General features: G+C 39.1%; 29 protein-coding genes. 17 read left to right on the plus strand and 12 right to left on the minus strand.

The window, feature by feature from the left end; all coding sequences use genetic code 11:
* The first annotated feature begins 10 nt into the window (after positions 1-10).
* From ung to zapE, 9 genes are all read left to right on the plus strand, one after another.
* Positions 11-724: a uracil-DNA glycosylase gene (gene ung / locus CFY84_RS02555; protein ID WP_088822630.1), complete on the plus strand. Its 714-nt coding sequence runs from the start codon at positions 11-13 to the stop codon at positions 722-724.
* On the plus strand, positions 721-1,833 hold the full coding sequence (locus CFY84_RS02560) for an enoyl-CoA hydratase/isomerase family protein (RefSeq protein WP_088822631.1): 1,113 nt from the start codon (positions 721-723) through the stop codon (positions 1,831-1,833). Before ung ends, CFY84_RS02560 begins: the two co-directional genes overlap by 4 nt.
* 58 nt (positions 1,834-1,891) lie before the next feature.
* Entirely contained in the window at positions 1,892-2,371 is a 480-nt protein-coding gene (gene tadA, locus CFY84_RS02565) for a tRNA adenosine(34) deaminase TadA (RefSeq protein WP_228149613.1), read from the plus strand.
* 26 nt (positions 2,372-2,397) lie between these two features.
* Positions 2,398-3,078, plus strand: a complete 681-nt coding sequence (cmk, locus tag CFY84_RS02570) for a (d)CMP kinase (RefSeq protein ID WP_088822633.1) — start codon at positions 2,398-2,400, stop codon at positions 3,076-3,078.
* Positions 3,079-3,186: 108 nt separating this feature from the next.
* Positions 3,187-4,869 (plus strand): 30S ribosomal protein S1, encoded by a 1,683-nt coding sequence (gene rpsA, locus CFY84_RS02575; RefSeq protein WP_088822634.1) that lies wholly within the window; start codon positions 3,187-3,189, stop codon positions 4,867-4,869.
* 160 nt (positions 4,870-5,029) lie between these two features.
* Complete coding sequence (locus CFY84_RS02580) at positions 5,030-5,332, plus strand: integration host factor subunit beta (protein WP_088822635.1); 303 nt, start codon at positions 5,030-5,032, stop codon at positions 5,330-5,332.
* Positions 5,333-5,367: 35 nt separating this feature from the next.
* On the plus strand, positions 5,368-5,727 hold the full coding sequence (locus tag CFY84_RS02585; protein WP_088822636.1) for a LapA family protein: 360 nt from the start codon (positions 5,368-5,370) through the stop codon (positions 5,725-5,727).
* Between the two features lie 31 nt (positions 5,728-5,758).
* The gene (gene pyrF / locus CFY84_RS02590; protein WP_088822637.1) at positions 5,759-6,442 is read left to right on the plus strand and encodes an orotidine-5'-phosphate decarboxylase; all 684 of its coding nucleotides are present in this window, start codon (positions 5,759-5,761) and stop codon (positions 6,440-6,442) included.
* Between the two features lie 100 nt (positions 6,443-6,542).
* Positions 6,543-7,613, plus strand: coding sequence for a cell division protein ZapE (gene zapE / locus CFY84_RS02595; protein ID WP_088822638.1), 1,071 nt, complete (start codon positions 6,543-6,545; stop codon positions 7,611-7,613).
* Between the two features lie 35 nt (positions 7,614-7,648).
* On the opposite strand, the gene CFY84_RS02600 is transcribed toward zapE, so the two are convergent.
* Complete coding sequence (locus CFY84_RS02600; RefSeq protein ID WP_088822639.1) at positions 7,649-8,047, minus strand: RcnB family protein; 399 nt, start codon at positions 8,045-8,047, stop codon at positions 7,649-7,651.
* 408 nt (positions 8,048-8,455) lie between these two features.
* Here CFY84_RS02600 and CFY84_RS02605 point away from each other — a divergent pair, with 408 nt between their 5' ends.
* Positions 8,456-9,706, plus strand: coding sequence for an AGE family epimerase/isomerase (locus tag CFY84_RS02605; RefSeq protein WP_088822640.1), 1,251 nt, complete (start codon positions 8,456-8,458; stop codon positions 9,704-9,706).
* Here CFY84_RS02605 and CFY84_RS02610 read toward each other — a convergent pair whose 3' ends face one another.
* A complete protein-coding gene (locus CFY84_RS02610) occupies positions 9,707-10,609 on the minus strand; it encodes a LysR family transcriptional regulator (RefSeq protein WP_088822641.1) in 903 nt (300 codons plus the stop codon).
* Positions 10,610-10,754: 145 nt separating this feature from the next.
* On the opposite strand from CFY84_RS02610, the gene CFY84_RS02615 reads away from it, so the two are divergent.
* Positions 10,755-11,078, plus strand: a complete 324-nt coding sequence (locus CFY84_RS02615; protein WP_088822642.1) for a hypothetical protein — start codon at positions 10,755-10,757, stop codon at positions 11,076-11,078.
* Between the two features lie 52 nt (positions 11,079-11,130).
* On the opposite strand, the gene CFY84_RS02620 is transcribed toward CFY84_RS02615, so the two are convergent.
* Positions 11,131-11,565, minus strand: a complete 435-nt coding sequence (locus CFY84_RS02620) for an OsmC family protein (protein ID WP_088822643.1) — start codon at positions 11,563-11,565, stop codon at positions 11,131-11,133.
* Between the two features lie 247 nt (positions 11,566-11,812).
* On the opposite strand from CFY84_RS02620, the gene prmB reads away from it, so the two are divergent.
* From prmB to CFY84_RS02635, 3 genes are all read left to right on the plus strand, one after another.
* A complete protein-coding gene (gene prmB / locus CFY84_RS02625; RefSeq protein WP_088822644.1) occupies positions 11,813-12,820 on the plus strand; it encodes a 50S ribosomal protein L3 N(5)-glutamine methyltransferase in 1,008 nt (335 codons plus the stop codon).
* Between the two features lie 12 nt (positions 12,821-12,832).
* Positions 12,833-13,921, plus strand: coding sequence for a chorismate synthase (gene aroC, locus CFY84_RS02630; RefSeq protein WP_088822645.1), 1,089 nt, complete (start codon positions 12,833-12,835; stop codon positions 13,919-13,921).
* A 114-nt stretch (positions 13,922-14,035) separates the two neighbouring features.
* Positions 14,036-14,272 carry a hypothetical protein gene (locus tag CFY84_RS02635; RefSeq protein ID WP_088823368.1) on the plus strand — a complete coding sequence of 79 codons (237 nt, stop codon included), beginning with the start codon at positions 14,036-14,038 and terminating at the stop codon, positions 14,270-14,272.
* Between the two features lie 60 nt (positions 14,273-14,332).
* On the opposite strand, the gene accC is transcribed toward CFY84_RS02635, so the two are convergent.
* The 4 genes from accC to CFY84_RS02655 form a co-directional block, all read right to left on the minus strand.
* Positions 14,333-15,709 (minus strand): acetyl-CoA carboxylase biotin carboxylase subunit, encoded by a 1,377-nt coding sequence (accC, locus tag CFY84_RS02640; RefSeq protein WP_088822646.1) that lies wholly within the window; start codon positions 15,707-15,709, stop codon positions 14,333-14,335.
* 12 nt (positions 15,710-15,721) lie between these two features.
* Positions 15,722-16,144 (minus strand): acetyl-CoA carboxylase biotin carboxyl carrier protein, encoded by a 423-nt coding sequence (gene accB, locus CFY84_RS02645; RefSeq protein ID WP_088822647.1) that lies wholly within the window; start codon positions 16,142-16,144, stop codon positions 15,722-15,724.
* Positions 16,145-16,158: 14 nt separating this feature from the next.
* A complete protein-coding gene (gene aroQ / locus CFY84_RS02650; RefSeq protein WP_088822648.1) occupies positions 16,159-16,617 on the minus strand; it encodes a type II 3-dehydroquinate dehydratase in 459 nt (152 codons plus the stop codon).
* Positions 16,618-16,871: 254 nt separating this feature from the next.
* On the minus strand, positions 16,872-18,284 hold the full coding sequence (locus CFY84_RS02655) for a coniferyl aldehyde dehydrogenase (protein ID WP_088822649.1): 1,413 nt from the start codon (positions 18,282-18,284) through the stop codon (positions 16,872-16,874).
* Between the two features lie 179 nt (positions 18,285-18,463).
* On the opposite strand from CFY84_RS02655, the gene CFY84_RS02660 reads away from it, so the two are divergent.
* The gene (locus CFY84_RS02660; RefSeq protein WP_228149577.1) at positions 18,464-18,931 is read left to right on the plus strand and encodes a hypothetical protein; all 468 of its coding nucleotides are present in this window, start codon (positions 18,464-18,466) and stop codon (positions 18,929-18,931) included.
* A 6-nt stretch (positions 18,932-18,937) separates the two neighbouring features.
* Here CFY84_RS02660 and CFY84_RS02665 read toward each other — a convergent pair whose 3' ends face one another.
* From CFY84_RS02665 to tusD, 4 genes are read right to left on the minus strand one after another with little or no spacing between them, the layout of a single operon-like run.
* A complete protein-coding gene (locus CFY84_RS02665; RefSeq protein WP_088822650.1) occupies positions 18,938-19,249 on the minus strand; it encodes a TusE/DsrC/DsvC family sulfur relay protein in 312 nt (103 codons plus the stop codon).
* A gap of 16 nt (positions 19,250-19,265) precedes the next feature.
* The gene (locus CFY84_RS02670) at positions 19,266-19,544 is read right to left on the minus strand and encodes a hypothetical protein (RefSeq protein ID WP_088822651.1); all 279 of its coding nucleotides are present in this window, start codon (positions 19,542-19,544) and stop codon (positions 19,266-19,268) included.
* 5 nt (positions 19,545-19,549) lie between these two features.
* Positions 19,550-19,900 (minus strand): hypothetical protein, encoded by a 351-nt coding sequence (locus CFY84_RS02675; RefSeq protein WP_088822652.1) that lies wholly within the window; start codon positions 19,898-19,900, stop codon positions 19,550-19,552.
* 9 nt (positions 19,901-19,909) lie between these two features.
* Positions 19,910-20,278 (minus strand): sulfurtransferase complex subunit TusD, encoded by a 369-nt coding sequence (tusD, locus tag CFY84_RS02680; protein ID WP_088822653.1) that lies wholly within the window; start codon positions 20,276-20,278, stop codon positions 19,910-19,912.
* A 177-nt stretch (positions 20,279-20,455) separates the two neighbouring features.
* On the opposite strand from tusD, the gene fumC reads away from it, so the two are divergent.
* Positions 20,456-21,850 (plus strand): class II fumarate hydratase, encoded by a 1,395-nt coding sequence (fumC, locus tag CFY84_RS02685; protein ID WP_088822654.1) that lies wholly within the window; start codon positions 20,456-20,458, stop codon positions 21,848-21,850.
* Between the two features lie 79 nt (positions 21,851-21,929).
* Complete coding sequence (locus CFY84_RS02690; protein ID WP_088823370.1) at positions 21,930-22,439, plus strand: hypothetical protein; 510 nt, start codon at positions 21,930-21,932, stop codon at positions 22,437-22,439.
* Positions 22,440-22,482: 43 nt separating this feature from the next.
* Here the strand turns inward: CFY84_RS02690 and CFY84_RS02695 are convergent, their stop codons facing one another.
* Entirely contained in the window at positions 22,483-23,766 is a 1,284-nt protein-coding gene (locus tag CFY84_RS02695; RefSeq protein WP_088822655.1) for a dicarboxylate/amino acid:cation symporter, read from the minus strand.
* Between the last annotated feature and the right edge of the window lie 121 nt (positions 23,767-23,887).

Consider the following 23,887-nt stretch of genomic DNA (forward strand, 5'->3'; position numbering starts at 1 on the left):
ATGGTTTTTTATGCGACTCACAGAACAGCAACAGCTTAAACTGAACAAAGTACAACTAGAAGAATCTTGGAAGTTACCTTTGCAAGAATTTCTATTAAGCAGCCAAATGGATCAGTTAAAGGACTTCTTGGTCGCAGAAAAACAAGCACAAAAAGTAATCTATCCACCAAGCCATTTAATTTTTAATGCGCTGAACTTAACACCATTCTCTCAAGTTAAAGTGGTGATTATTGGGCAAGACCCATATCATGGTTTAAACCAAGCCCATGGACTAAGTTTCTCTGTACAAAAAGGAGTTGCTATTCCGCCATCTTTACGTAATATTTTTCATGAGCTACAGACAGATCTAGGCATTGTGCCTGCGAAGCATGGTGATCTAACCTCTTGGGCACAACAAGGTGTGTTATTACTTAATAGTGTATTGACTGTGGAAGCAGGACAGCCAACCTCACATCAAAAACAGGGATGGGAAGCCTTTACAGACCATATGATTGATGTTCTAAGTGAACAGCGTGAGCATATTGTTTTTATTTTATGGGGAGCTTATGCACAGCGTAAAGGTCAGTGGGTTGATCGTGATAAACATTTAGTCTTAACAGCTGCGCATCCATCTCCATTGGCTGCCAATCGTGGCGGTTTCTTTGGCTGTAAAGTTTTTTCTAAAACAAATTTATATTTACAAAATAATGGTATTGCACCAATTAATTGGCAGTTAGACACATGAGTGAAAAAAATAATTACCATAATGATATTATCATCGAAGTAAAAGAAAACGGTTGGACAGTTGTTCGACTAAACCGACCAAAGTCGCTCCATGCCCTAGACAACGCATTGGTATTGGCCTTAATAGCTGTATTTGAAGATATTGCTCAAGATGACACAGTGCAAGCTGTATGGTTAGATTCAACCACAGCAAAAGCCTTTTGTGCTGGCGGAGATGTAAGAAAACTGCGCCAATTGATCGTTGATGGTGAGCAATCAAGTGCAGAAGCATTTTTTAAAAATGAATATCGACTTGACTTACTCTTACACAATTATGCAAAGCCTGTTGTAATTTGGGGTGAAGGTTACATTATGGGAGGCGGGTTAGGCCTCTTTATGGCTGCACCATTTCGTTTGGTTACACCAAGTTCGCGTTTAGCAATGCCAGAAATTAATATTGGGTTATATCCAGATGTTGGTGCAAGTCGATTCTTGGCAGACCGTGGTTCTGTTGGTCTATTTACAGGCTTAACTGGATCAATCATGACTTCTGCTGGTGCGTATGCCATTGGTTGGGCAACCCATATTTGTGAAAAGAAACGAGATGATGTCTTAGATAAGCTCATACAGATTAAATGGGCGGATTATCCTGCCGGAAAGTTTCGTGCCCTTGATGATGTACTCAATAGTATGCATCGCCCAGTGGCTGTTGGCCCCTTACAAAACTCGTTAGACACCATTCATACTGTGTGTAAAGGGGTCAGTTTCGAGAAAGATTATCAGGCGATTGTAGAGCTTGATGAAGCACGCAGTGACTGGCTACGACAAGCCAGTGAAAATTTGCAAAAAGGTTCAGTGATTACCGCTGCATTAACATGGTTGCTTTGGCAGTGGGGTAAAGGCGGTCACAGTTGGACAGAAGTGTATCATTTAGAGTCGCAAATCTCAGCGTGGAAAATTAACCATCCTGATTTTGCTGAAGGGGTGCGGGCACGTTTGGTCGATAAAGATCTTGCTCCAAAATGGCAACCTGTTACAAGTTTGGTCTTGGCTGATATTTTTAAAGATCAAGCACCGATCACGACAGTTGAAAGCTGGAATGATGTATTAAAACGCTATGACATCATCTGAATTTGAACCTTTACACAATACAGCCTTTCATGCTCATCATGAATTTACTGAAAGTGATATGAAATGGATGCAGCATGCTTATGAACAAGCAGCACTGGCTGCACTAGATCAAGAAGTACCTGTTGGCGCCGTGATTGTAAGTGAGCAGCAAATCATTGGCCGTGGTCGTAATTGTTTAATTGCACGCAATGATCCAACAGCACATGCTGAAATTCTTGCTATTCAGTCAGCTTGTCAAGCAATTCATAACTATCGTTTGCCTAAAGATGCCACGTTATATGTGACCTTAGAACCATGTACGATGTGTGTGGGTGCTTTAATCCATGCACGTATTCATCGTGTGGTTTTTGCAACGCCTGAGCCAAAGGCAGGCTCTTTAGTCAGTGCAAGACAGCTACTAAATACAGGCTATTATAATCATATATTTCAGTTTCAAGGTGGTTGTATGCAAACAGAATGTGCAGCGCAGCTTAGCCATTTTTTTAAGCAAAGACGTGAGCAAAAGAGATTATCCCATTTATCTCATAATTCAAAATAGCCTAAGTAAATCACAGTAGGATAACTATGAACACAGCAATAATCACCATTGATGGGCCAAGTGGCTCAGGTAAGGGGACGTTAGCCAGTAAACTTGCGGCACATTATCAATATAACCTACTTGATTCAGGGGCAATTTACCGTTTATTGGGATTGTCTTTAGCACGTCAAAATTTATTAATGCATTTGGCCGATCAAAAAGCACAGTGTCGTGAAATTGCATTACAGCTTAACATCGAGTTCAAACCACATGTTGCTGGTATGCAGGTGTTTTTAGATGGTGATAATGTAACCGATGTGATTCGAACTGAAGAAGTAGGTAGCTATGCTTCACAAGTTGCTGTTGTGCCTGAATTGCGAGAAGCATTACTTGTACGACAACAAAATTTTGCCCAAGGGGGCGGTTTAGTTGCAGATGGCCGTGATATGGGCACAGTGGTCTTTCCGCAAGCACAAGCCAAACTCTATCTTACAGCATCTGCTGAGTCTCGAGCAGCTCGACGTTATAAGCAGTTGCAGGCGATAGGCGTAAATGATAGTATAGACGCCATTTTAGCGAACATCAAAGCTCGCGATAAACGAGATATGGAGCGAGAAGTCGCGCCACTTCGACCTGCAGAAGATGCATATATCATTGATAGCTCAAATCTTTCTATTGATGATGTGTTTGCAGAAATGCTACGTTTTATCGATAGCAAGTTGGCTTAACTTTATTTTTTTTATTTACGTGCTGCTCGATCAGTTGTAGTAGATAGCACGTAAATACGACTAAACCGGCCTTGACTGATCCAAGACCGCAGACTTATCAGGTATATCATGACCGAATCTTTTGCAGCCCTCTTTGAAGCAAGTGAATTAAATCTAAACGTTGAAAAGGGTGCAGTCATCCAAGGTGTTGTTGTTAACATCGATGCTGACTGGGTTACTGTTGACACTGGCCTTAAATCAGAAGGTATTGTTGACCGTGCAGAATTTTTAAACGACCAACGTGAACTAGAAGTTCAAGTTGGCGACAATGTAGATGTTGTTGTTGAAGCACTTGACAACGGCATGGGCCAAACTGTTCTTTCTCGTGAAAAAGCGAAACGTGCAGAAACTTGGACTAAACTTGAAAAAATCTTTGAAGATGGCGAAATCGTTACTGGTATTATTTCTGGTAAAGTCAAAGGTGGTTTCACAGTTGACATCGGTCCAGTTCGCGCATTCTTACCAGGTTCTTTAGTTGATACACGTCCTATTCGTGATACAACTCACCTTGAAGGTAAAGAGTTAGAATTCAAAGTGATCAAGCTTGATGCAAAACGTAATAACGTTGTTGTATCTCGTCGTGCTGTCATGGAAGCTGAATCTTCAGCTGATCGTGAAGCATTACTTGCTCAGCTTGAAGAAGGTCAAACAGTTACAGGTACAATTAAGAACTTAACTGACTACGGCGCATTCGTTGATCTAGGCGGTATTGATGGTCTTCTTCACATCACAGATATGGCTTGGAAGCGTATTAAGCATCCATCTGAAGTGGTTGAAGTTGGTCAAGAAGTTACAGTTAAAGTATTAAAATTTGACCGTGACCGTAACCGTGTATCACTAGGTCTTAAACAACTTGGTGAAGATCCTTGGTTAGCAATCATGAACCGTTACCCTAAAGGTTCAATTGTTAAAGCACGCGTAACAAACTTAACTGACTATGGCTGTTTCGCAGAAATTGCTGAAGGCGTTGAAGGTCTTGTTCACGTTTCAGAAATGGATCACACCAACAAAAATATCCACCCATCTAAAGTCGTTCAAATTGGCGACGAAGTTGATGTGATGGTACTTGAAGTTGATGAAGAGCGTCGTCGTATTTCTCTTGGTATTAAGCAAACTCGTGCGAACCCATGGGAAGAGTTCTCTAAAGAACATGACAAAGGCGAAAAAGTATCTGGTACGATTAAATCAATCACAGACTTTGGTATCTTCATTGGTTTACCAGGTGGTATTGATGGTCTAGTTCATTTATCTGATATTTCTTGGAATGAGCAAGGCGAAGAAGCGATCCGTCGTTACAAAAAAGGCGATACAGTAGAAGCGGTTATTCTATCTGTTGATGCTGAAGGTAACCGTATCAGCTTAGGTATCAAGCAACTAAACAGTGATCCGTTTAATGATTTCTTAACAACAAACGAACGCGGTGCTTTAGTGAAAGGTACTGTAACTGCTGTTGATGCAAAAGGTGCAACTGTTAAATTGGCTGATGAAGTTGAAGCGCAGTTAAAAGCATCTGAAATCAACCGTGATCGCGTTGAAGATGCAACTAAATTCCTAGAAGTAGGTCAAGAAGTTGAATCTAAAATCATCAATGTAGATCGTAAATCACGTACAATCAACTTGTCGATCAAAGCGAAAGACGAAGCTGAAGAGCGTGAAGCAGTTGCTAACTTACGTCAGCAAGCTGCGCCTGCTGCAGCTCAAGACAACGGTCCTAAGACGATCGGTGACTTGATCAAAGCGCAAATGAAATAATTAAGTGAAAGTTTTAATTAGTTCGTGTAACTAATTGATACTTTATATTTAATTACTGTAAACGGTAGTGTAGTATTCGCATACTTCACTACCGTTTTGTATTTAAACAAGATAATATGGGAAGACCAATAAAAGTCGCTAGAAATCAATGAGGTCGAAGATGACTAAAGAAGCACTAAATAAATCGGATTTAATTCAACGTATTGCTTTAAAAAACCCACATTTGGCTGAGCCTCTCGTAGAAGAAGCTGTTAAAATTATGATTGACCAAATGATTGAAACCTTATCTAACGATGATCGTATTGAGATTCGTGGTTTTGGTAGTTTTGCGTTGCATCACAGAGAGCCACGTGTTGGTCGTAACCCGAAAACAGGTAAAGCGGTTCAAGTGGCAGCAAAATCAGTGCCGCACTTTAAACCAGGTAAAGCATTACGTGACACTGTGAATGAGATTGGAAACTAAGTTAAATTCTAAAAATAATATTATATGGTGACACTATGCGGTTCATATTAATAATTTTATTGGTTTTGGTGTTTATTTACTCTTTAGCACTCGTTCTTTTAAATAGTACGCCAGTCACAGTTGATTTATGGTTTACCCATGTGCCTGAAATGCGCGTTGGTCTATTAATCTTAATCACATTGGCATTAGGTGTTATTTTAGGTCTTTTAATTGGTGTTCAAGCCTTTAAAGTGTTCCAAAGCCATTGGGAAATTAAACGTTTAAATAAAGAAATTGATCGTTTGAGAAAAGAGCAAGTTGAGTCTGCTCAGCAGGCAGCAAGAGAAGCTGCAGCGAACGCTAGACATGAAAAAACTGTTTTAGATATTCACGCAAATGATAAAAGCCCATTATAATGGGCTTTATTTTTAAGGTCGGGACACAAACTTGAGTATTATTGTTGCTTTAGATGCAAAAAGCCAAAAAGATGCTTTAACAATTGTTGATCAGCTTGATCCAAACTTTTGCCGTTTAAAAGTTGGAAAAGAGTTGTTTACTCATGCTGGACCTGATGTTGTACGGGCATTTCATCAAAGAGGCTTTGATGTCTTTTTAGACTTGAAGTTTCATGATATTCCAAATACAACAGCGCAAGCTGTTTGTGCTGCTGCAGACCTTGGTGTTTGGATGGTCAATGTGCATGCGTCAGGTGGTCGAAAAATGATGGAGACCTGTGCATCACGTTTACAACAGGGAAATTATCAAACACAATTGATCGCGGTCACTGTACTGACATCAATGGAACAAGAAGATCTTAAAGAAATTGGTCTAGATGTTAATCCTGTAGACCATGTACGTCGTTTAGCAAAGCTGACCAAAGATTCAGGTCTAGACGGCATTGTGTGTTCTGCACAAGAATCAAAATTTTTAAGACAAGAGCTTGGTGATGATTTTGTATTGGTTACTCCAGGTATTCGCCCTGTTGGGAGTGATCAAGATGACCAAAAGCGTATTGTGACCCCTGAGCAAGCGATGCTAGACGGTTCAACGCATTTAGTAATTGGTCGTCCAATTACTAAATCACCCCATCCACGTCTCGTATTGCAAGACATATTAAACACTTTGCCATAGTGCAAAAGGTTCAATACAATATTAAAAATGGCATAAGTACAAACGGCTTATGTCATTTTTTTTCATTTATTCATGTGAAATTATGACAGGTTGAACCAGCATGACATCACCACTTGCACAATATACCGCTAAAATTGAATCAGGTGCTTTAATTGCAGATGATGCACAAGCGCATGCTGTGGCCGAATTGGATCGTTTATGGCATGAACTGATTGAAAAAGCACAGTCGAGCAAAGGTTTTTTTTCAATATTCAAGAAAAAAATATCACCCAAAGGGGTGTATATGTGGGGTGGTGTTGGGCGTGGTAAAACTTGGTTAATGGATCAATTTTTTGATGCGCTGCCTCTTGAACGAAAAATGCGCATGCATTTTCACCATTTTATGCAGTTTGTGCATAAAGAGTTAAATTTACGGGCAGGTCAGCAAAATCCTTTAGATTTGGTTGCAGATCAAATTGATAAACAAGCGATAGTCATTTGTTTTGACGAGTTTTTTGTTTCGAATGTAACTGATGCAATGATTTTAAGCGATTTATTTCAAAAGCTGTTTAGCCGAGGGATTACTTTGGTCGCAACATCCAATATTGCACCTGAGGGTTTATACAAAGATGGTCTGCATCGAGATCGCTTTTTACCAACAATTGCGTTATTGACCGAGCATTGCCATATTTTAAATGTTGATGCAGGTGTGGACTATCGTTTAAGAACTTTGAAACAAGCAGAGCGTTATCAAACGCCTTTAAATGATGTGAATACAGAGTGGATGAAAACCTACTTTACTGCTTTAGCACATCATCAAACTGTCGCATTTGATGCGATTGAAATTAATCGCCGTCAAGTGGCCACCTTAGGCCATACAGAAGATGTTTTATGGTGTACTTTTTCAGAGCTATGTTTAAAGCCACGAAGCCCTGCGGATTTTATTGCGATTGCGAATAAATATCAGACAGTTTTGGTCAGCGATATTCCTGTGTTAACTGATCAAATCAGTGATGGAGTAAGGCGCTTTATTTATTTGGTTGATGAGTTTTATGATCGTCGAATTACATTAATCATTACATCTGCTGCACCTATTTTAACGTTGTATCAAGGCAAAAAACTTGCTTTTGAAATTGAACGTACACGTTCACGGTTATTAGAAATGCAGTCAGATGAATATTTAAATGGTTAAAGCACGTCTAGACATTTTATAGACGTGCTGGTCGATTAACGATGGTTCATTAGAATTGAACTGATAATCCCGGTGGTGATTGCGACTAAAATATAATCGCCATTCACATTAATCCAGCGGTGTCCACGTGGTGGTGTTGGTAATGAACGGCTTTTCCAGTCATTTACATAATAACGAGAGTTTTTATATTGGTCTGGCACGCGTTGGCCTCTTTTCCAATCTTGATGTGAGCGATTATCTCGCGCATTGTGCTGGTTGTGATCACGATCAGGTCCTGAACGGCGTGGATCAGGACGTCCTTGGTCTGGTCGACCTTGTTGATGATACTCATGACGATCACCATCACCGCGTTGATCACCAGGTCCTGCAAATGCTGTAATGCTTGTGAAGAATGTTGACCCAATCAAAGCGACAGTTAAAATTTTCTTGTTCATACAATTATCTCAGAAATGAATTAATTGGTTACAAGTTAGCAAAGGTTTTTTGAAAAATAATGGAGGAATCCGTGTTTTGTGTAAAATTATTCAGGTTTTATATTATATATTCTTCTTAAGGTACTGTTTTAAATAAAATTTTTATAAGACTGAAAAACAATGTATATGGATGCTTAGTATACAATCATGCGTAAAATCAGTTGCATAAAATTCAAAATCGTATGGTTTGTAATTTTTTTTAACAAAAAACCGCCTTTTTCACTCATTAAATAGAAAGAATCAGTGAAAATCGCGATATAACAATAATGATAGTCTGGTAATCAATCATCTCATGATATTGAATCGACTATAAAAAAATAAAATTTTCGTGATCCATCCACTTCCAAAGAACAACCTTGGATTCAAATTATGAAGCTTGTGACAAGAGTAAGACACAGTTGGTTAAACCAAACAGCACATACTGACTGGTTAAGAACACAAACCTTAAATTTGCTTGATTTTTATCAAGATGCAAAATGCCAATATGGTGGATTTATTGATTTGGATCGTTTTGGTCTTCCTTTACATCAGCGTCCAAATACATTAAATACAGCCCGTTTTACTTACTGCTATTCGCTTGCAGCGATTCGCGGTTATGCTGGCAGTGTGGAATTGGCTGAGTGGGGCGTCAAAAGCTTAAATAATGAGCTGTATGATCATGAACATGGCGGATGGTTGTCCTCTTTACCAGATGAAAGCCCGAATGACCGCAAAAAATCTTATTTACATGTTTTTGTTTTGCTTGCTGCAAACTGTGCAAGACAAGCCAATATAAAAGGGTCGGACACTTTATTTGAAACAGCTTTAACGTTGTTTAATCGTTATTTTTGGTCAGAAGAACAGCAATGTGTATTAGAAAGCTATGCACCAGATTGGTCTGATCTTGAAGTATATCGTGGTGCAAACTGCAATATGCATGCTTTAGAGCTATTCATGCAATTGGCGGTGACCACACAAGATAATGTTTGGTTAGAACGCTCATTGGCTATTGTGAAGCGTATTATTCATGAGCAAGCAAAAAATCATCAATACAATGTGGTTGAGCATTTCGATGATAATTGGCAACCACTTTATGATTATAATGAAAAAAATATTCTTGATGATTTTAGACCATATGGAGTAACTCCAGGTCATGGCTTTGAATGGTGCCATTTGCTACTGAATCTTGAGCAAGGCCTCAAAGATGCCAAGCTTGAAGTACCTAGATGGTTAATTGAAGATGCTAAGCAGTTATTTGATACAGCTTGGAAATATGGTTGGAAAGATGATCCACATACAGGCATTATCTATACCTATAATTGGAAAGGTGAACCTGTGGTGCAAGAGCGTTTGCATTGGGTACATGCAGAAGCAGCTGTGGCTGCAGCTGCATTAATGAAACGCTTAGACAATGAAAAGTATGAGGTTTATTACCGTAAAATCATTGGCTATATTCATCATCACTTGGTAGATGAGCGACACGGCAGTTGGTTCCAAGACTTAGATAAGAAAAATAATATTTCTAATCTAGTTTGGGACGGTAAGCCTGATTTATATCATGCATTTTTAATGACCTTAAAATTGCCGATGTTTTTAGATCAAGTGTTACTTCAGCAATTAAAACCGACCAAAATTAAATAATTACTTCGGTTGTAATTGCTCAACCAAGTAATTGATAAATACACGAACCGCAGGCAACATGCCACGGCGAGAGGGATAGACCGCATGCAAAATACCATGCGGTACTGTCCACTCAGGTAAAACATGGACCAATTGCCCCAAAGCCAATGCTTCTTTGGTAATTGAATTGGGTAAAAGCGCAACACCACCACCTTGGCATGCCAATTCGCGTAGTAGAATTAAATCAGACCCCATGACCGTGGGGTTTATTTTGACCTTTAATAATGCATCTGAAGACAAGTTTTGCACAGTAAGCACTTGTTCGGTATGGTCATCGACCATACTCAGTACTCGGTGTTCACTTAAATCTTTGGGATGGTTGATTTGCCCGTATTGGTTTAAATAGGCTTGGCTCGCAAAAAAATACTCTTCATCACGTTCAAACTTTCGAATAATTAAGCTTGGGTCATCATCAATTTTTGAACGTACTCGAATAGCGACATCAATATTTTCGTAAATAACATCAACACGGCGGTTACTAATAATCAGCTGTAAGCGCACTTCAGGATATTTTTTTAAAAATTGCGGTAAAATATGTGCTAATTCATTTTGTGCAATCGAGATTGGCACACTAACGCGCACCACACCACGTGGTTCTACAGTCAAGTGGTTAACAGTGTCATAAGCCGCTTGCGCAGCTGCAGTCATCATTTGAGCATGCTGATAGACATTCATACCGATGTCAGTGACTGCAAAATGACGAGATCCTCGCTGAATAAGACGTACTTTAAGGTGCTGTTCAAGCTGATCAACACGGCGGCTCAGTTTTGATTTTGGTATATCTGTGGCACGTTCAGCAGCACTAAAGCCGCCATGTTCAACCACTACAGCAAAATAATAAAAGTCGTCTAAGTCATTTAGCATGCAAGAAATCCTGTCTTTAACCATATATTGCTGATGTTGAAGAATAGAGTAAAGGCTAATACTTCAACTTGATAGGGGGGTAGAAAAAGTTTAGCATGCAGCAAGGATTTATCATGACCAAACATACGATTAAATTGAGGAATGTATGCCATTGTCTATGCGTCAGATTGAAAGCGCGACCGCGCATGTGACATGCCCAATTTGTCAATCATGTGTGATTAATTGGAGTGAAGAGCAATATATACAGCCATGCCAGCATACTGTATTTATTGCACTTGATTTGGGTTTTGAATTTGTTGCAGATAGCTTTGAAGCTACGCTTGCACATTCTGTTGATGATATTCATCAACATGAATTGAATGTGTTGGATGAAATTAAAAAATCAACTCAACTGCCTGAATTGTTGATATATCAAATGCCTTTAGGGGCACTTGATTATTCCCGCTATATTGGTTTTAAGCAGAGATAAAAAAACAGCAGTACACGTGTGTACTGCTGTTTTTAGATTTAAATGTTTAAAATTAAATCAGTTTTGCATCGAGTGTAATTTCTGCATTAAATAAGCGTGATACAGGGCAACCAGCTTTGGTTGCTGCAGCGATTTCTTGGAATTTCGCCTCATCAATCCCGCCTTGAACTTTAACATGAGACTCTAAATGTACCTTGCTTACAAAAAAGCCTTTCTCATCTTTAGATAAAGTGACAGCAGCTACAGTATCAATTGATTCAGCAGTAAAACCTTCATTACCCAAACCTAAGGTAAGCGCCATTGAAAAACAGCCTGAATGTGCTGCACCTAGAATTTCTTCAGGGTTTGTTCCAACTTTGTCTTCAAAGCGAGTATTAAAGCCGTATGGTTGGTTTGTTAAAGCCCCAGATTCTGTTGAAATATGACCTGTACCTTCTTTAATTGTACCTTCCCAATGTGCTGAACCTTTTTTTATAATATCTGCCATGGTTATTCTCTCTTTGCTTTAGTTATTGATGAAATAGGTATAGATGAGTTTTTAATCTAGCATGAATGTAAAATAATTAATGTTATCGCTATGTTTAGATATTTAGCTTGTTTTTATCTTATTGTCTTGGATCACTTCATATTTAGTACGCGATCACTGCAAGAAACGTATATTAGTCATTAGCAATTGTGCTAAAACACGTTAGAATGTGGGCAAATTTTGCGATAAAAACAAATTGGAGCATAGAGTGGATCGACTGACGATAAGCCCAGAGAGCCTAACTGAGGCTGCTACGCATTTAGACACGATACGAGATTATATTCGTTTTGGTGTGACTGCATTACGTCAATATGATGCGCATCTTGGTCAGGGGACGGATGATTTTTTTGCAGAGAGTGCTGCATTGGTATTGCAAACACTGGCATTAGATTGGGAAGCCAATGCTGATATTTTAGATGCCAAGTTATTGCCAAGCGAAAAAGCTGCGTTTCTTGAGTTGTTAGAGCGCCGTATTAATGAGCGTGTACCTACCTCATACTTATTAAATTTGGCTTACTTTTGTAAAAAGCCATTTTATGTGGATGAGCGTGTATTAATTCCTCGTTCACCAATTGCAGAATTGATTGAACAAAAGTTTGCACCTTATTTTCCAACAGAAGATGCATCGATCCCTTTAGCACAAGGGTTACCTGCTCGTACACACAGTACAGCACCTGCACGTATTTTAGATATGTGTACAGGGTCAGGTTGTATTGCCATTGCTTTGGCTTATGCTTTTCCAGATGCAGAAGTTGATGCAACAGACTTATCTCGTGATGCGTTAGAAGTGGCAGCGTTAAATGTTGAACATCACAATATGCAATATCAAGTGGCTTTACTTGAGTCAGATTTATTTGCCAAGCTTCCTGCTGAGCATCAATATGACTTAATTGTGAGTAATCCACCATATGTTGATGCAGAAGATATGGCAGACCTACCTGATGAATTTTTACATGAGCCTGAGCTTGCTTTGGCTGCAGGTCAAGATGGCTTAGATTTAGTGAAAAAGATGTTGGCACAAGCGGCTGACTATCTCACCCAAGATGGCTTAATTGTGATTGAAGTGGGTAATTCAGAATGGTCAATGCGTCAAAACTTCAATACGATTGATTTTCATTGGATAACATTTAATCGCGGTGGGTCAGGTGTGTTCGCATTCACGGCGGCACAATGCCGTGAATATAAAGCAATCTTTGAAGCATCTACTGCATTTTAAGGGATAAAGGATATGGCAGGAAATTCAATTGGTCAGTTATTCCGTGTTACCACGTGTGGGGAGTCACATGGTTTAGGGTTGATGGCGATTGTAGATGGCGTACCGCCAGGCTTATGGCTGTCAGAGCAAGATTTACAGGTCGATTTAGACCGTAGAAAGCCTGGGACATCCAAGTTTGCAACTCAGCGTAAAGAACCTGATCAAGCTAAAATTATTTCAGGTGTTTTTGAGGGGCGTACTACAGGGACATCGATTGGTCTTTTGATTGAAAATACAGATCAAAAATCAAAAGATTATGGCAATATTGCGCAAACTTTCCGTCCAGGTCATGCCGATTATACTTATACACATAAGTATGGATTTCGCGATTATCGCGGTGGTGGTCGTTCAAGTGCACGTGAAACAGCAATGCGGGTCGCAGCAGGGGCAATTGCTAAAAAATATTTGGCTGAAAAGTTTAATATTGTAGTTCGTGGCCATGTGACACAAATAGGTTCTGAAATGGCTTCTGCTTTAGATTGGGCTGAAGTTGAAAATAACCCATTTTTTTGTGGTGATGTCGAGGCTGTACCGCGTTTTGAAGCATTAGTGACATCTTTACGTGAGCGTGGTACCAGCTGTGGTGCAAAACTAGAAATTTTGGCTGAAAATGTGCCTGTGGGGTGGGGTGAACCTGTATTTGACCGTTTAGATGCAGATCTTGCACACGCTTTAATGAGCATTAATGCGGTTAAAGGGGTTGAAATTGGTGATGGATTTGCTGTGGCTGGGCAGTTTGGTCATGAGACACGTGATGAGCTGAGTAGCCAAGGCTTTTTAGCCAATCATGCAGGTGGTGTGTTAGGTGGGATTTCCTCAGGACAAACCATTCGTGCAGCAATTGCCTTAAAACCAACTGCAAGTATTACTACTTCAGGAAAAACCATTAATTTAAATGGTGAAGATACTGATGTATTAACCAAAGGTCGTCATGACCCTTGTGTTGGTGTTCGTGCAACACCTATTGCAGAAGCAATGGTGGCTATTGTACTGATGGATCACTTTTTACGTCATCGCGCTCAAAATGCTGATGTGGTGGCGCCGTTTCAACCAATTGCTTAATTCATTTAAAAAAAAGTTCCTAAATGGAGCTTTTTTTTGGTGTAAATTGCTCAAAAACAGGTTAAGTTGAAAGAAGAAGTCATCGATCAGATGATTGAGCGTAAAGGAGAAGGTATGAAAACTGTTGTTAAATACATTGTGCTAAAAAGTAAAGAATACCAATTAGGACATCCTTTACATGAAGAAGAAATTGATGCCAATTCAGATTACTTTGATCAATTGCCAGAGCAGATTGAATATCAAAATCTGACGTTTCAAGTGCTGTCTAAAGAGCTTAATCGCTTAAAAAAGACAGGGGATGCAGAAGAAACGCAAACCATTAAAGTTAAACTTGTGGCTTTGGCAGATTAGCCAACCATGAGGCATAAAAAAAGAAGTAGATATCCTACTTCTTTTTTATGCCTCAATAGATTATTCAGCTTTTTGAGTATCAGGTGCTTCAGCAGTTAACTGCTTGAGAAGATGATTTTCTAAATAGTGAATATCCATTGCACTTTCACAAAAAGCTTCATCTTTTAAGATCAAGTCTTTATGTAATGGAATATTGGTTTTTACACCCGTTAAGATCATTTCATCTAATGCTTGACGCATACGAGCCAACGATGTTTTACGATCTTTACCATGTGCAATTAATTTTGCAATCATAGAGTCATAATATGGCGGAATTTTATAACCTGGATACACGTGAGAATCTAAACGAATACCTGCACCACCTGGCGCATAAAAGGTCTCAATTTTACCTGGTGATGGTAAAAAAGTGGTTGGGTCTTCTGCATTAATACGGCATTCGATTGCATGACCTTGAACTTTGATATCATCTTGTTGGATGCTTAAACCCAAGCCTGCAGCAACACGTAACTGTTGCTCAATAATATCAATCCCTGTGACCATTTCTGTGACAGGGTGTTCAACTTGAACACGAGTATTCATCTCAATAAAGAAAAACTCGCCATCTTCAAATAAAAATTCAAAAGTACCTGCGCCACGATATTGCATCAGCTCACATGCTTTAACACAAGATGCCAAAATATCTGCACGTGCTTGAACAGGTAAGCCCGGTGCGGGTGCTTCTTCTAAAACTTTTTGGTGACGGCGTTGCAGTGAACAATCACGATCATATAAATGCACAGCATGGCCATTACCATCTGCTAAAACTTGGACTTCAACATGACGTGGAGTTTGTAAAAAACGCTCCATGTAAACAGTATCATCACCAAACCACATTTCTGCATCACGTTGTGCTGCTTGAACTGACTCAAGTAATGTGTCAATTCGTTCAACAATACGCATACCACGACCACCACCACCTGATGCAGCTTTGACAATCAGTGGAAAACCGATTTTAGCTGCTTCTTCTTTGGCATTGGCAGGCGTGACCGCATGCTGAGAACCTGGAACAGTAGGTACACCTGCTTTACGCATTGCAGTAATTGCAGATACTTTGTTACCCATTAAACGGATATGTTCAGGACGAGGGCCAATAAAAATATACCCTGAGCTTTCGACCATTTCTGCAAATTCTGCATTTTCTGATAAAAAGCCATAACCTGGATGGATGGCATCTGCCCCTGTAATTTCAGCAGCAGTTAATAGTGCAGGAATATTTAAATAACTTTCGCTGGTTGCACCTGGACCAATACATACAGCTTCATCAACAAAACGCAAATGCATTAAATCTTTATCTGCATCTGAGTAAACGCCAACTGTTTTAATTCCGAGTGTTTTACAAGCGCGGGTAATGCGTAATGCAATTTCACCACGGTTTGCAATCAGGACTTTTTGCAACATGTGAAACTCCACTTAAGCGCGGTAACGGAACAATGGCTGACCAAATTCAATCACTTCACCATTTTTCACTAAAATCTCTTCAATCACGCCACTTTGTGTCGCCTCAATTGGATTCATAATTTTCATTGCTTCGATAATACCTAATGTATCACCTGCAGACACCGTCTGACCTACTTGAGCAAGTGGGCTTTCACCTGGGCTTGATGCTGCATAGAATACGCCAACCATAGGCGCTGTTTCTAATGCGCCACGTGGCGTTTTTGCAGCAGGTGCTTGAGCAGCAACGGGTGCTTGTGCAGGCGCTTGCATACTCAAGATTGGCTCAGGTAAACGACGAGTTAAGGCAATGGACTGATCGCCTTCTTTAACTTCAATGGCTTGTAAGTCAGATTCGATCATTAAATCAATCAGTTTCTTGATTTTACGAATGTCCATAGTTGAAATTTTCCTTATGAAAATGAATCAGTAGGTGAAAGTTTGGAAAGAATATATTGTAAAGCAGCATGATAACCAAAAGCACCTAATCCACAAATGACAGCTTGTGCTTGATCACTGAAATAAGAATGGTGTCTAAATGGCTCTCTAGCATGAACATTAGATAGATGAACTTCTATAAATGGAATGGCTACACCCAATAAAGCATCTCGAATGGCAATAGAGGTATGGGTATATGCTGCTGGATTAATAATGATGTATTCAATCTGTTCGTTTTGGGCTTGGTGAATTCGGTTAATAATATCGGCTTCAGCATTGCTTTGAAAGGTTTTTAGCTCGCATTCATGGCGTTTGGCATCAGCAATTAAAGCATGGTTAATATCATTTAACGTATGATGACCATAGACATCAGGTTCTCGTGTTCCGAGCAAGTTTAAATTTGGTCCATGTATTACGAGAATGTGAGCAGCCATACAACGTGTTCCACTTAAAATAGGTATAGTTTACAAGATATCTGCAAAGTTAATACTTTAAGCCCCAAAACAAGCAGATTTATTGACATCAATCTAACCGAATGTATTTTAAGGTTTGAAAATATGCGCATATCTTGTAAATATTTTTCATATTTAGCAATGTTAAAAAGTGCCATTTTTGTAGAGTAAATACTTTAAAGTATAAACTATGGTCAAATTGGTGTATAGCGCTTGTAAGGCATATAACTATTCTATTACTTTGAATAGAATTTCATGAGGGTTTTTTGAATCCATGTGCCATAAGGCGGATAAATGAGCTTCATAAAACTCAGTTTCGGTCGTACAAATACTGACTTTTCATGACTAAATGTCTTAAAACCTTCAATGCCATGGTAGCGTCCCATGCCTGAAGCCCCCACACCACCAAAAGGCAGGTCTTCTTGTGCCACATGAATTAAAGTTTCATTGAGACAAATACCGCCACTGTGCGTATTTAAAATCACATGTTGTTGTGCTTTTGCATCATGACCAAAGTAATAAAGTGCTAAGGGACGCGGACGCTGGTTAATATATACAATTGCATCATCTAAATGCTCATACGGAATGACAGGCAAGATGGGACCAAAAATTTCTTCGTGTGCAATGGTCATGTCATCTGTCATGTTTTCAAGCACGCAATGTAAAAAACGCCGTCCATCTGAATGACCTTGCATTTGATGAATAATCGCGCCGTGGTGTATTGCATCAGTCACATAGTCAGTTAAACGTTTTAAATGGCGATCATTAATAATGGCGGTGTAATCTGGGTTATCAGCCACTTTAGGATAAAACTGTTCAAGTGTTTTTAAATATTTATCAATGAAATCTTCTTTTAGGGATTGGTCAATTAACACATAATCTGGTGCAACACAGGTTTGACCGGCATTCATGGTTTTACCAAATGCAATACGCTCGACGGCTTCATCAAGCTCAGCATTTTTGGTAATGATGGCTGGGGATTTTCCACCTAGCTCTAAAGTGACAGGCGTTAAGTTGGCTGCTGCAGTTTGCATAATATGCTGACCGACTGCGGTTGAGCCTGTAAAAAATAAATGATTAAACGGCAGCTGTGTAAAAGCTTTTGCAGTGTCGGTGTCGCCAATCACGACAGTAATTAAGTCTTGAGGAAATACACGCCCAATCGCATCTTTGAATGCGATTGCAAAATGTGGAGTATATTCACTCATTTTTAGCATGACACGATTTCCTGCCGCCAAAGCTTGGCACAGTGGACCAAATGCCAAAAATAATGGGTAATTCCAAGGCACCATAATTCCAATTACGCCAAGCGGTTGTGCTAAAACATATGCTTTTGCTGGCTGAAATAGCATTGCAACATCGCGTGAGTTGGGTTGCATCCATTTTTTCAAATGCTTCAAGCAGTATTTAATGGCAGAAAGACTGGGAATAATTTCTGCAATCTGGCTTTCATCGGCACTACGGTGAACATAGTCTTTGTTGATTGCATCAATAAAAATGTGCTGCTCTTGCTGTAAAAGTGTATATAACCGCATGAGCCAAATTTTACGTTCTTCATAAGCAGGATAGCTTTGTTGTTGATACGCTTGTTGTTGCGCTTTAAAGTAAGAATTTAAATCTTCTGTGAGATTTTCAGTTGGCGAGGCCATATCGATATACACTACATGAACGGTTTGTTTTTATCCTACTATGAAAAAATTGTTTTGTGTGTGATATCGGTTTCGTTGCATTAAAAAAATCAAACAAACTGATGGTATGCAAATACACTTTCTTTTCTCGAATTATGCTAATTTATCAACATTATGCAAACAATGAATTTAAGAGTTATATGAAACGATTATTTAGCGCTGTTTTATTTTTTATGAGTGCAGCATCATTTGCAGCATCTCCTGCCACCACACAACAAAAAGCGAAACTCCCACCTGCACCTGCAAATGATATTGTCATTGTGACACGGCCTGCCATTTATGGATTATGGGCGATGGCATTGCCCAACACCACATGTAAAGAATTTTACAACTTTAAAGAAAATAATGCTGTGGTGGTGAACAGTGCTGCCGAATGGTCTACAGGGATGTATGAATACCAACCTTCTGTAGAAGACAATAAAATTGGTGCGCTTGCGATTCAAATGAAATTTGACAATAACCAAAGAGATTGTTCAGGCGAAGCGATTCAACAGTCAGGTGAGCTATCTCAATATTATGTTCGCTGGCAAGATCCAAACAACATACAGTTTTGTTCATCTGCCGACCCAAAACAATGTCCTGTTGCATTGAAGCGTTTACTGCCTTAAATCCAACTATAAGCAATTGGCAGGTTTTGGAATTCCTGCCAAGCGACAAACATGTCGTGCAACGAGACCGGTATTAAAGGCTTGTTGTAATTTGGCATTGGTTATATCAGCATCAACTGTTTTCATTAAAAACTTAATCAGCGGTCGTGTACTTGGTGAGTGACCATATTGAGTATAAAACTGTCGTACGCCGTGCAACACGTCTAAATGCCATTCGGTGAGCGTGATCTCAAGAGATTGTGCTAAGTGTTGTGCAATGTCGGCATTCCATGTGCTGTGGTCAAGCAGATGGCCATCTTGATCAAGCGGGTAAGGCATAATATTTCTCTGTGTTTTAGTGAAGGCGAATACAGGTTGTGGTCTGTAATATCAAATCTGCCAATTGAGGATAATCAATCACTTGCACATTAGCAGGATGTACACTCAATAATAAGGCTTCTGAGTTTAATACATAAACTTGTTTGAATGTTTGAAGCCGAGGATCATTGGCCCATAATACGGCATCCGCCATGAGAATAATCACATCGTTAATCTGAGCAAGCTGTGCTAATTGATCAAGGTGAGCAGGTGTTTGATGATATGTGCTTTGTATTAAATAAATAGAATAAGACATCATACTTACCAAGATAATATGTGGTGAAATTGTTGAACAAAGTCGCGATTAAACTCAATACATTGAATGGATGATTGTGCTTGATGGACTAAAGGATGCTTGGCATGTTTTTCTTCAATATAAATTGATTCAATATCATAAAATTCAAAACTATCGACAAGATTGGATGCCAATTTAAAAGCGTGTGTGCTTGCATCGTAACTTAGATCAGAAGCTAAAAGGCTCAGTGCTGCATCTTGTAGCAAAACATGGACTTCACTACCAAATGTTGCAAGTACCATGGCAGCTGAAATACTTTCTACTGTATTTAACTGATGTAAATTGGCGGTTGATAACACAATAAGAATTTTTTTCACGATATACCTTTAAAATTGCACAACACGATCAGCCTGTTCAACAGCATCTGCTAACTCACCTAATCCAACCAACTGAAAATGTTTTGCTAAGTTGGAATGGAGTAATTGGTGACGTTCTGCGTTGTCTTGATCTGTAATCCCACGTTGTAATGCTGCACTGACACATACAGGCAATGGAATATTTAAACTTTGCCATTCATGGGTTAAATTTCGTTGATCATCAGGGTTCCAATTGAGCTGATTTGCAACATGAACGCCGTCTTGATAAAAGAAAACCCGAAATGGCTGTTGTTTTTGTTGTAATGCTTGTGCCAACCCCAAAGCATGCCAAGCCATAATCGATGTTGGTGATGTCGTAATTAAAATAAGCGTGCTCATATCACAAGTACAATGATTCGATGAGGGTAGTATACAATGATTTATTTCAAGAGAGAGCAGCTAAGCTCGATTGAATTCTTTGATTTAATTTCTGTTATATAATGATTATTATTTACAAAAACAGGTGTAGTATAAATCACACCATATTATTGATTGATTGAAGTAAAGGATTATCATATGAGCATACGTATTGAACGTGACACGATGGGTGAAGTTGAAGTACCAAGTGAAGCGTATTGGGGCGCACAGACTCAGCGTAGCTTACAAAACTTTAAAATTGGTACTGAGCATCTGCCTCGCGTCATGATACGTGCCATGGGTATTGTAAAAAAAGCTGCGGCACTGACCAATGCAGAGTTAAAGCAAATTCCTCAAGATTTGGCAACAGCGATTGTTGATGCAGCAGACGAAGTGATCGCAGGGCAATGGGACAATCAGTTTCCTTTGGTGATTTGGCAAACAGGTTCCGGCACACAAAGCAATATGAACTGTAATGAAGTCATTGCCAATATTGCCAATCATAAGCAAGGACAGCCTTTAGGCACACAACAGCCTGTTCATCCGAATGATCATGTCAATCGTGCACAATCAACCAATGATTCTTTTCCAACAGCCATCCATATTGCTGCCTGTTTGCATTTACATGAAGTATTAATTCCTGCGGTGACAGCATTACGCGATACATTGCGCCGTAAATCTATTGAGTTTGAGTCAATTGTTAAAATAGGTCGTACACATTTACAAGATGCAACACCATTAACATTAGGGCAAGAGTTCAGTGGTTATGTTGCACAGCTTGATGCAGGCTTACAACGAATCCAATATGCATTACATGGGTTATATGAGTTGCCTTTGGGTGGAACCGCAGTGGGTACAGGTTTAAATGCACATCCAGACTATGCGGTTCGTGCAGCACAGGAGATTGCTGATCTAACAGGATTGCCATTTATCACTGCACCCAATAAATTCGAAGCACTTGCTGCAAGAGATGCTGCTGTATTTGCATCAGGTGCGTTAAAAACATTGGCCACAAGCTTAAATAAAATTGCCAATGATGTGAGATGGCTTGCAAGTGGTCCACGTTGTGGTTTGGCTGAACTCCGTATCCCTGAAAATGAGCCAGGGTCAAGTATTATGCCCGGAAAAGTTAATCCAACCCAAAGTGAAGCCATGACAATGGTGGTGGCACAGGTATTGGGTAACGATACAACGATTAATATTGCTGGCGCATCAGGTAATTTTGAGCTTAATGTCTTTATGCCTGTGATTGCATTTAACTTATTACAGTCTATTCGTTTATTGGGTGATGCAAGTTTAAGTTTTAATGATCATTGCGCCGTAGGCATTACACCTAATTTAGATCAAATCGATCATTTCTTGCAAAACTCTTTGATGTTAGTGACTGCATTGAATCCAACCATCGGTTATGAAAAAGCAGCTAAGGTTGCTAAAACGGCTTACCAACAAGGTAAAACATTAAAAGAAGTCGCTGTAGAGCTTGGTTATGTGACTGCTGATGAGTTTGATAAAATTGTTGTACCTGAAAATATGGTTTCAGCGAATGTGAAATAACCATCTTTGCATCAGGTATTTTGAATCGTTCACGTTATGTCTTACAATGAATGATATTTTAATACCTGATGACGAGTTTATGCTTGAGATTTATCTAACCGATACACAACAACATATTCAGTTTCAAGATTACCCAGGTGACCATCCTGTTAAATTTATCTTAAACTTTAAAAAAATATTTCCAAGTGTAATGGAGCTTTTACTGCCTGTGTTGCCTGAAGATAATAATTTAGAGCAAATGCAGTGGGAGTCAAAAGAGAAAGATTTTAATATTTTTAAATTGTTTGTAAGTGGTTGGGGCGGTGTTGAACTTCGTTTAACTGCAATTGCACAATATAAAGACCGTGAATATGCCAATGACATGGTACAAAAAATTAAAAAGAAACGTCAAAGTTATCATATCAAGCATAAAAATTTAACCACGCCTGAATTAGATTATTTATTTTTGCATGATTTACATGCAACGATTGATGAAGAATTAATTGAAGTTGGAGAGCGCTTTTATTTACCATTACTTCGTGAACAATGGAAACCGTATATTACACCGAACGTTCTAAATGGGCTTGAAAACGTAAAAAAACCGTCATAAAAGACGGTTTTTTTAAGACTTAGATAAATTAGCCTAAGTAAAATTAATCTAAACCTTTTAAAGTACGGTCAAGTTGTTCTTTGTCTAAAGCGTTGTCCCAACGTGCAACAACCACGGCAGCACAAGCATTCCCGATAAAGTTAGTTAATGCACGGCATTCAGACATAAAACGGTCAATACCCAAAATCAATGCCATACCTGCAACAGGTACATCAGGAACAACAGATAATGTAGCTGCAAGGGTAATAAATCCAGCACCAGTTACACCAGCTGCACCTTTAGAGCTAATCATTGCAACTAATAAAAGGGTAAGCTGCTGACCGATTGTTAAATCAATATTACACGCTTGTGCAATAAACAATGCAGCCATGGTCATGTAGATGTTTGTTCCATCTAAGTTAAATGAGTAACCTGTAGGAATCACCAAACCAACCACAGATTTTTCACAACCTGCTTTTTCCATTTTAGTCATTAAATTAGGAAGGGCAGCTTCAGATGAACTGGTACCTAATACTAACCATAATTCGTCCTTGATATAACGAATTAAGCGGATAATTGAAAAGCCGTTATAACGTGCAACAGCACCTAAAACAATTAATATAAACAAAACTGATGTTAAATAGAATGTACCAATAAGCAGGGCAAGGTTACCAATTGAACCAACGCCGTATTTACCTACAGTAAATGCCATAGCACCGAAAGCACCAATGGGAGCAAGCTTCATGAGCATGCCAACCAATTTAAATACAGGAACCGTAAGTAAGTTTAAAAAATCAATAATTGGTTGAGATTTATCATTGGTTGACGCAAGCGCAATACCAAATAAAACTGCCACCACCAATACTTGTAGAATATCGCCACCGACTAAAGGACTGATTAACGTTTTTGGGATAATTCCCATTAAGAAGCCAACAATTGTCGAATCATGTGCTTTATCGACATATTGAGCAACTTTATCGCCTTGTAATGTTGCAGGGTCAATGTTTAAACCATGACCTGGTTGAATGACGTTTGCAACAATCATTCCTACAAATAACGCAAGTGTTGAAAACGTAACAAAATAAAGCATGGCTTTACCTGTTACTCGGCCAACACTCCCCATGTTTTTCATACCTGAGATGCCTGTAACAACCGTAAGAAAAATCACAGGTGCAATAATCATCTTCACAATGCCAATAAATGCATCACCGAGAGGTTTTAAACTTTCTGCAAAGGTTGGATAAAAGTGTCCAAGCAGAATGCCAAGCGTGATTGCAAATATTACTTGTATATAAAGGACTTGATAAAACTTTTGTTTTTTAGCAGGAGAGTGAGATTTGATTTCCATTAATCGAGATCCACAAAATATTTCAGCTTGAAGTGTACTTTAAAAAGTTATTCAAAGTCGAAATATAAGTCATCACCTCAAAAAATGGTATTTTTAGGGAATAAACTGATTGATATAGAAT

Source organism: Acinetobacter apis (genome assembly GCF_900197575.1).
GTDB classification, from domain to species: Bacteria; Pseudomonadota; Gammaproteobacteria; order Pseudomonadales; family Moraxellaceae; genus Acinetobacter; species Acinetobacter apis.

Bases quoted from the DNA above. Each gene is read 5' to 3' on its own strand.
- ung (WP_088822630.1), top strand. From the start codon at position 11: ATGCGACTCACAGAACAGCAACAGCTTAAACTGAACAAAGTACAACTA.
- CFY84_RS02560 (WP_088822631.1), top strand. From the start codon at position 721: ATGAGTGAAAAAAATAATTACCATAATGATATTATCATCGAAGTAAAA.
- tadA (WP_228149613.1), top strand. From the start codon at position 1,892: ATGAAATGGATGCAGCATGCTTATGAACAAGCAGCACTGGCTGCACTA.
- cmk (WP_088822633.1), top strand. From the start codon at position 2,398: ATGAACACAGCAATAATCACCATTGATGGGCCAAGTGGCTCAGGTAAG.
- rpsA (WP_088822634.1), top strand. From the start codon at position 3,187: ATGACCGAATCTTTTGCAGCCCTCTTTGAAGCAAGTGAATTAAATCTA.
- CFY84_RS02580 (WP_088822635.1), top strand. From the start codon at position 5,030: ATGACTAAAGAAGCACTAAATAAATCGGATTTAATTCAACGTATTGCT.
- CFY84_RS02585 (WP_088822636.1), top strand. From the start codon at position 5,368: ATGCGGTTCATATTAATAATTTTATTGGTTTTGGTGTTTATTTACTCT.
- zapE (WP_088822638.1), top strand. From the start codon at position 6,543: ATGACATCACCACTTGCACAATATACCGCTAAAATTGAATCAGGTGCT.
- CFY84_RS02600 (WP_088822639.1), bottom strand. From the start codon at position 8,047: ATGAACAAGAAAATTTTAACTGTCGCTTTGATTGGGTCAACATTCTTC.
- CFY84_RS02605 (WP_088822640.1), top strand. From the start codon at position 8,456: ATGAAGCTTGTGACAAGAGTAAGACACAGTTGGTTAAACCAAACAGCA.
- CFY84_RS02610 (WP_088822641.1), bottom strand. From the start codon at position 10,609: ATGCTAAATGACTTAGACGACTTTTATTATTTTGCTGTAGTGGTTGAA.
- CFY84_RS02615 (WP_088822642.1), top strand. From the start codon at position 10,755: ATGCCATTGTCTATGCGTCAGATTGAAAGCGCGACCGCGCATGTGACA.
- CFY84_RS02620 (WP_088822643.1), bottom strand. From the start codon at position 11,565: ATGGCAGATATTATAAAAAAAGGTTCAGCACATTGGGAAGGTACAATT.
- aroC (WP_088822645.1), top strand. From the start codon at position 12,833: ATGGCAGGAAATTCAATTGGTCAGTTATTCCGTGTTACCACGTGTGGG.
- CFY84_RS02635 (WP_088823368.1), top strand. From the start codon at position 14,036: ATGAAAACTGTTGTTAAATACATTGTGCTAAAAAGTAAAGAATACCAA.
- accC (WP_088822646.1), bottom strand. From the start codon at position 15,709: ATGTTGCAAAAAGTCCTGATTGCAAACCGTGGTGAAATTGCATTACGC.
- accB (WP_088822647.1), bottom strand. From the start codon at position 16,144: ATGGACATTCGTAAAATCAAGAAACTGATTGATTTAATGATCGAATCT.
- aroQ (WP_088822648.1), bottom strand. From the start codon at position 16,617: ATGGCTGCTCACATTCTCGTAATACATGGACCAAATTTAAACTTGCTC.
- CFY84_RS02655 (WP_088822649.1), bottom strand. From the start codon at position 18,284: ATGGCCTCGCCAACTGAAAATCTCACAGAAGATTTAAATTCTTACTTT.
- CFY84_RS02660 (WP_228149577.1), top strand. From the start codon at position 18,464: ATGAAACGATTATTTAGCGCTGTTTTATTTTTTATGAGTGCAGCATCA.
- CFY84_RS02665 (WP_088822650.1), bottom strand. From the start codon at position 19,249: ATGCCTTACCCGCTTGATCAAGATGGCCATCTGCTTGACCACAGCACA.
- CFY84_RS02670 (WP_088822651.1), bottom strand. From the start codon at position 19,544: ATGTCTTATTCTATTTATTTAATACAAAGCACATATCATCAAACACCT.
- tusD (WP_088822653.1), bottom strand. From the start codon at position 20,278: ATGAGCACGCTTATTTTAATTACGACATCACCAACATCGATTATGGCT.
- fumC (WP_088822654.1), top strand. From the start codon at position 20,456: ATGAGCATACGTATTGAACGTGACACGATGGGTGAAGTTGAAGTACCA.
- CFY84_RS02690 (WP_088823370.1), top strand. From the start codon at position 21,930: ATGCTTGAGATTTATCTAACCGATACACAACAACATATTCAGTTTCAA.
- CFY84_RS02695 (WP_088822655.1), bottom strand. From the start codon at position 23,766: ATGGAAATCAAATCTCACTCTCCTGCTAAAAAACAAAAGTTTTATCAA.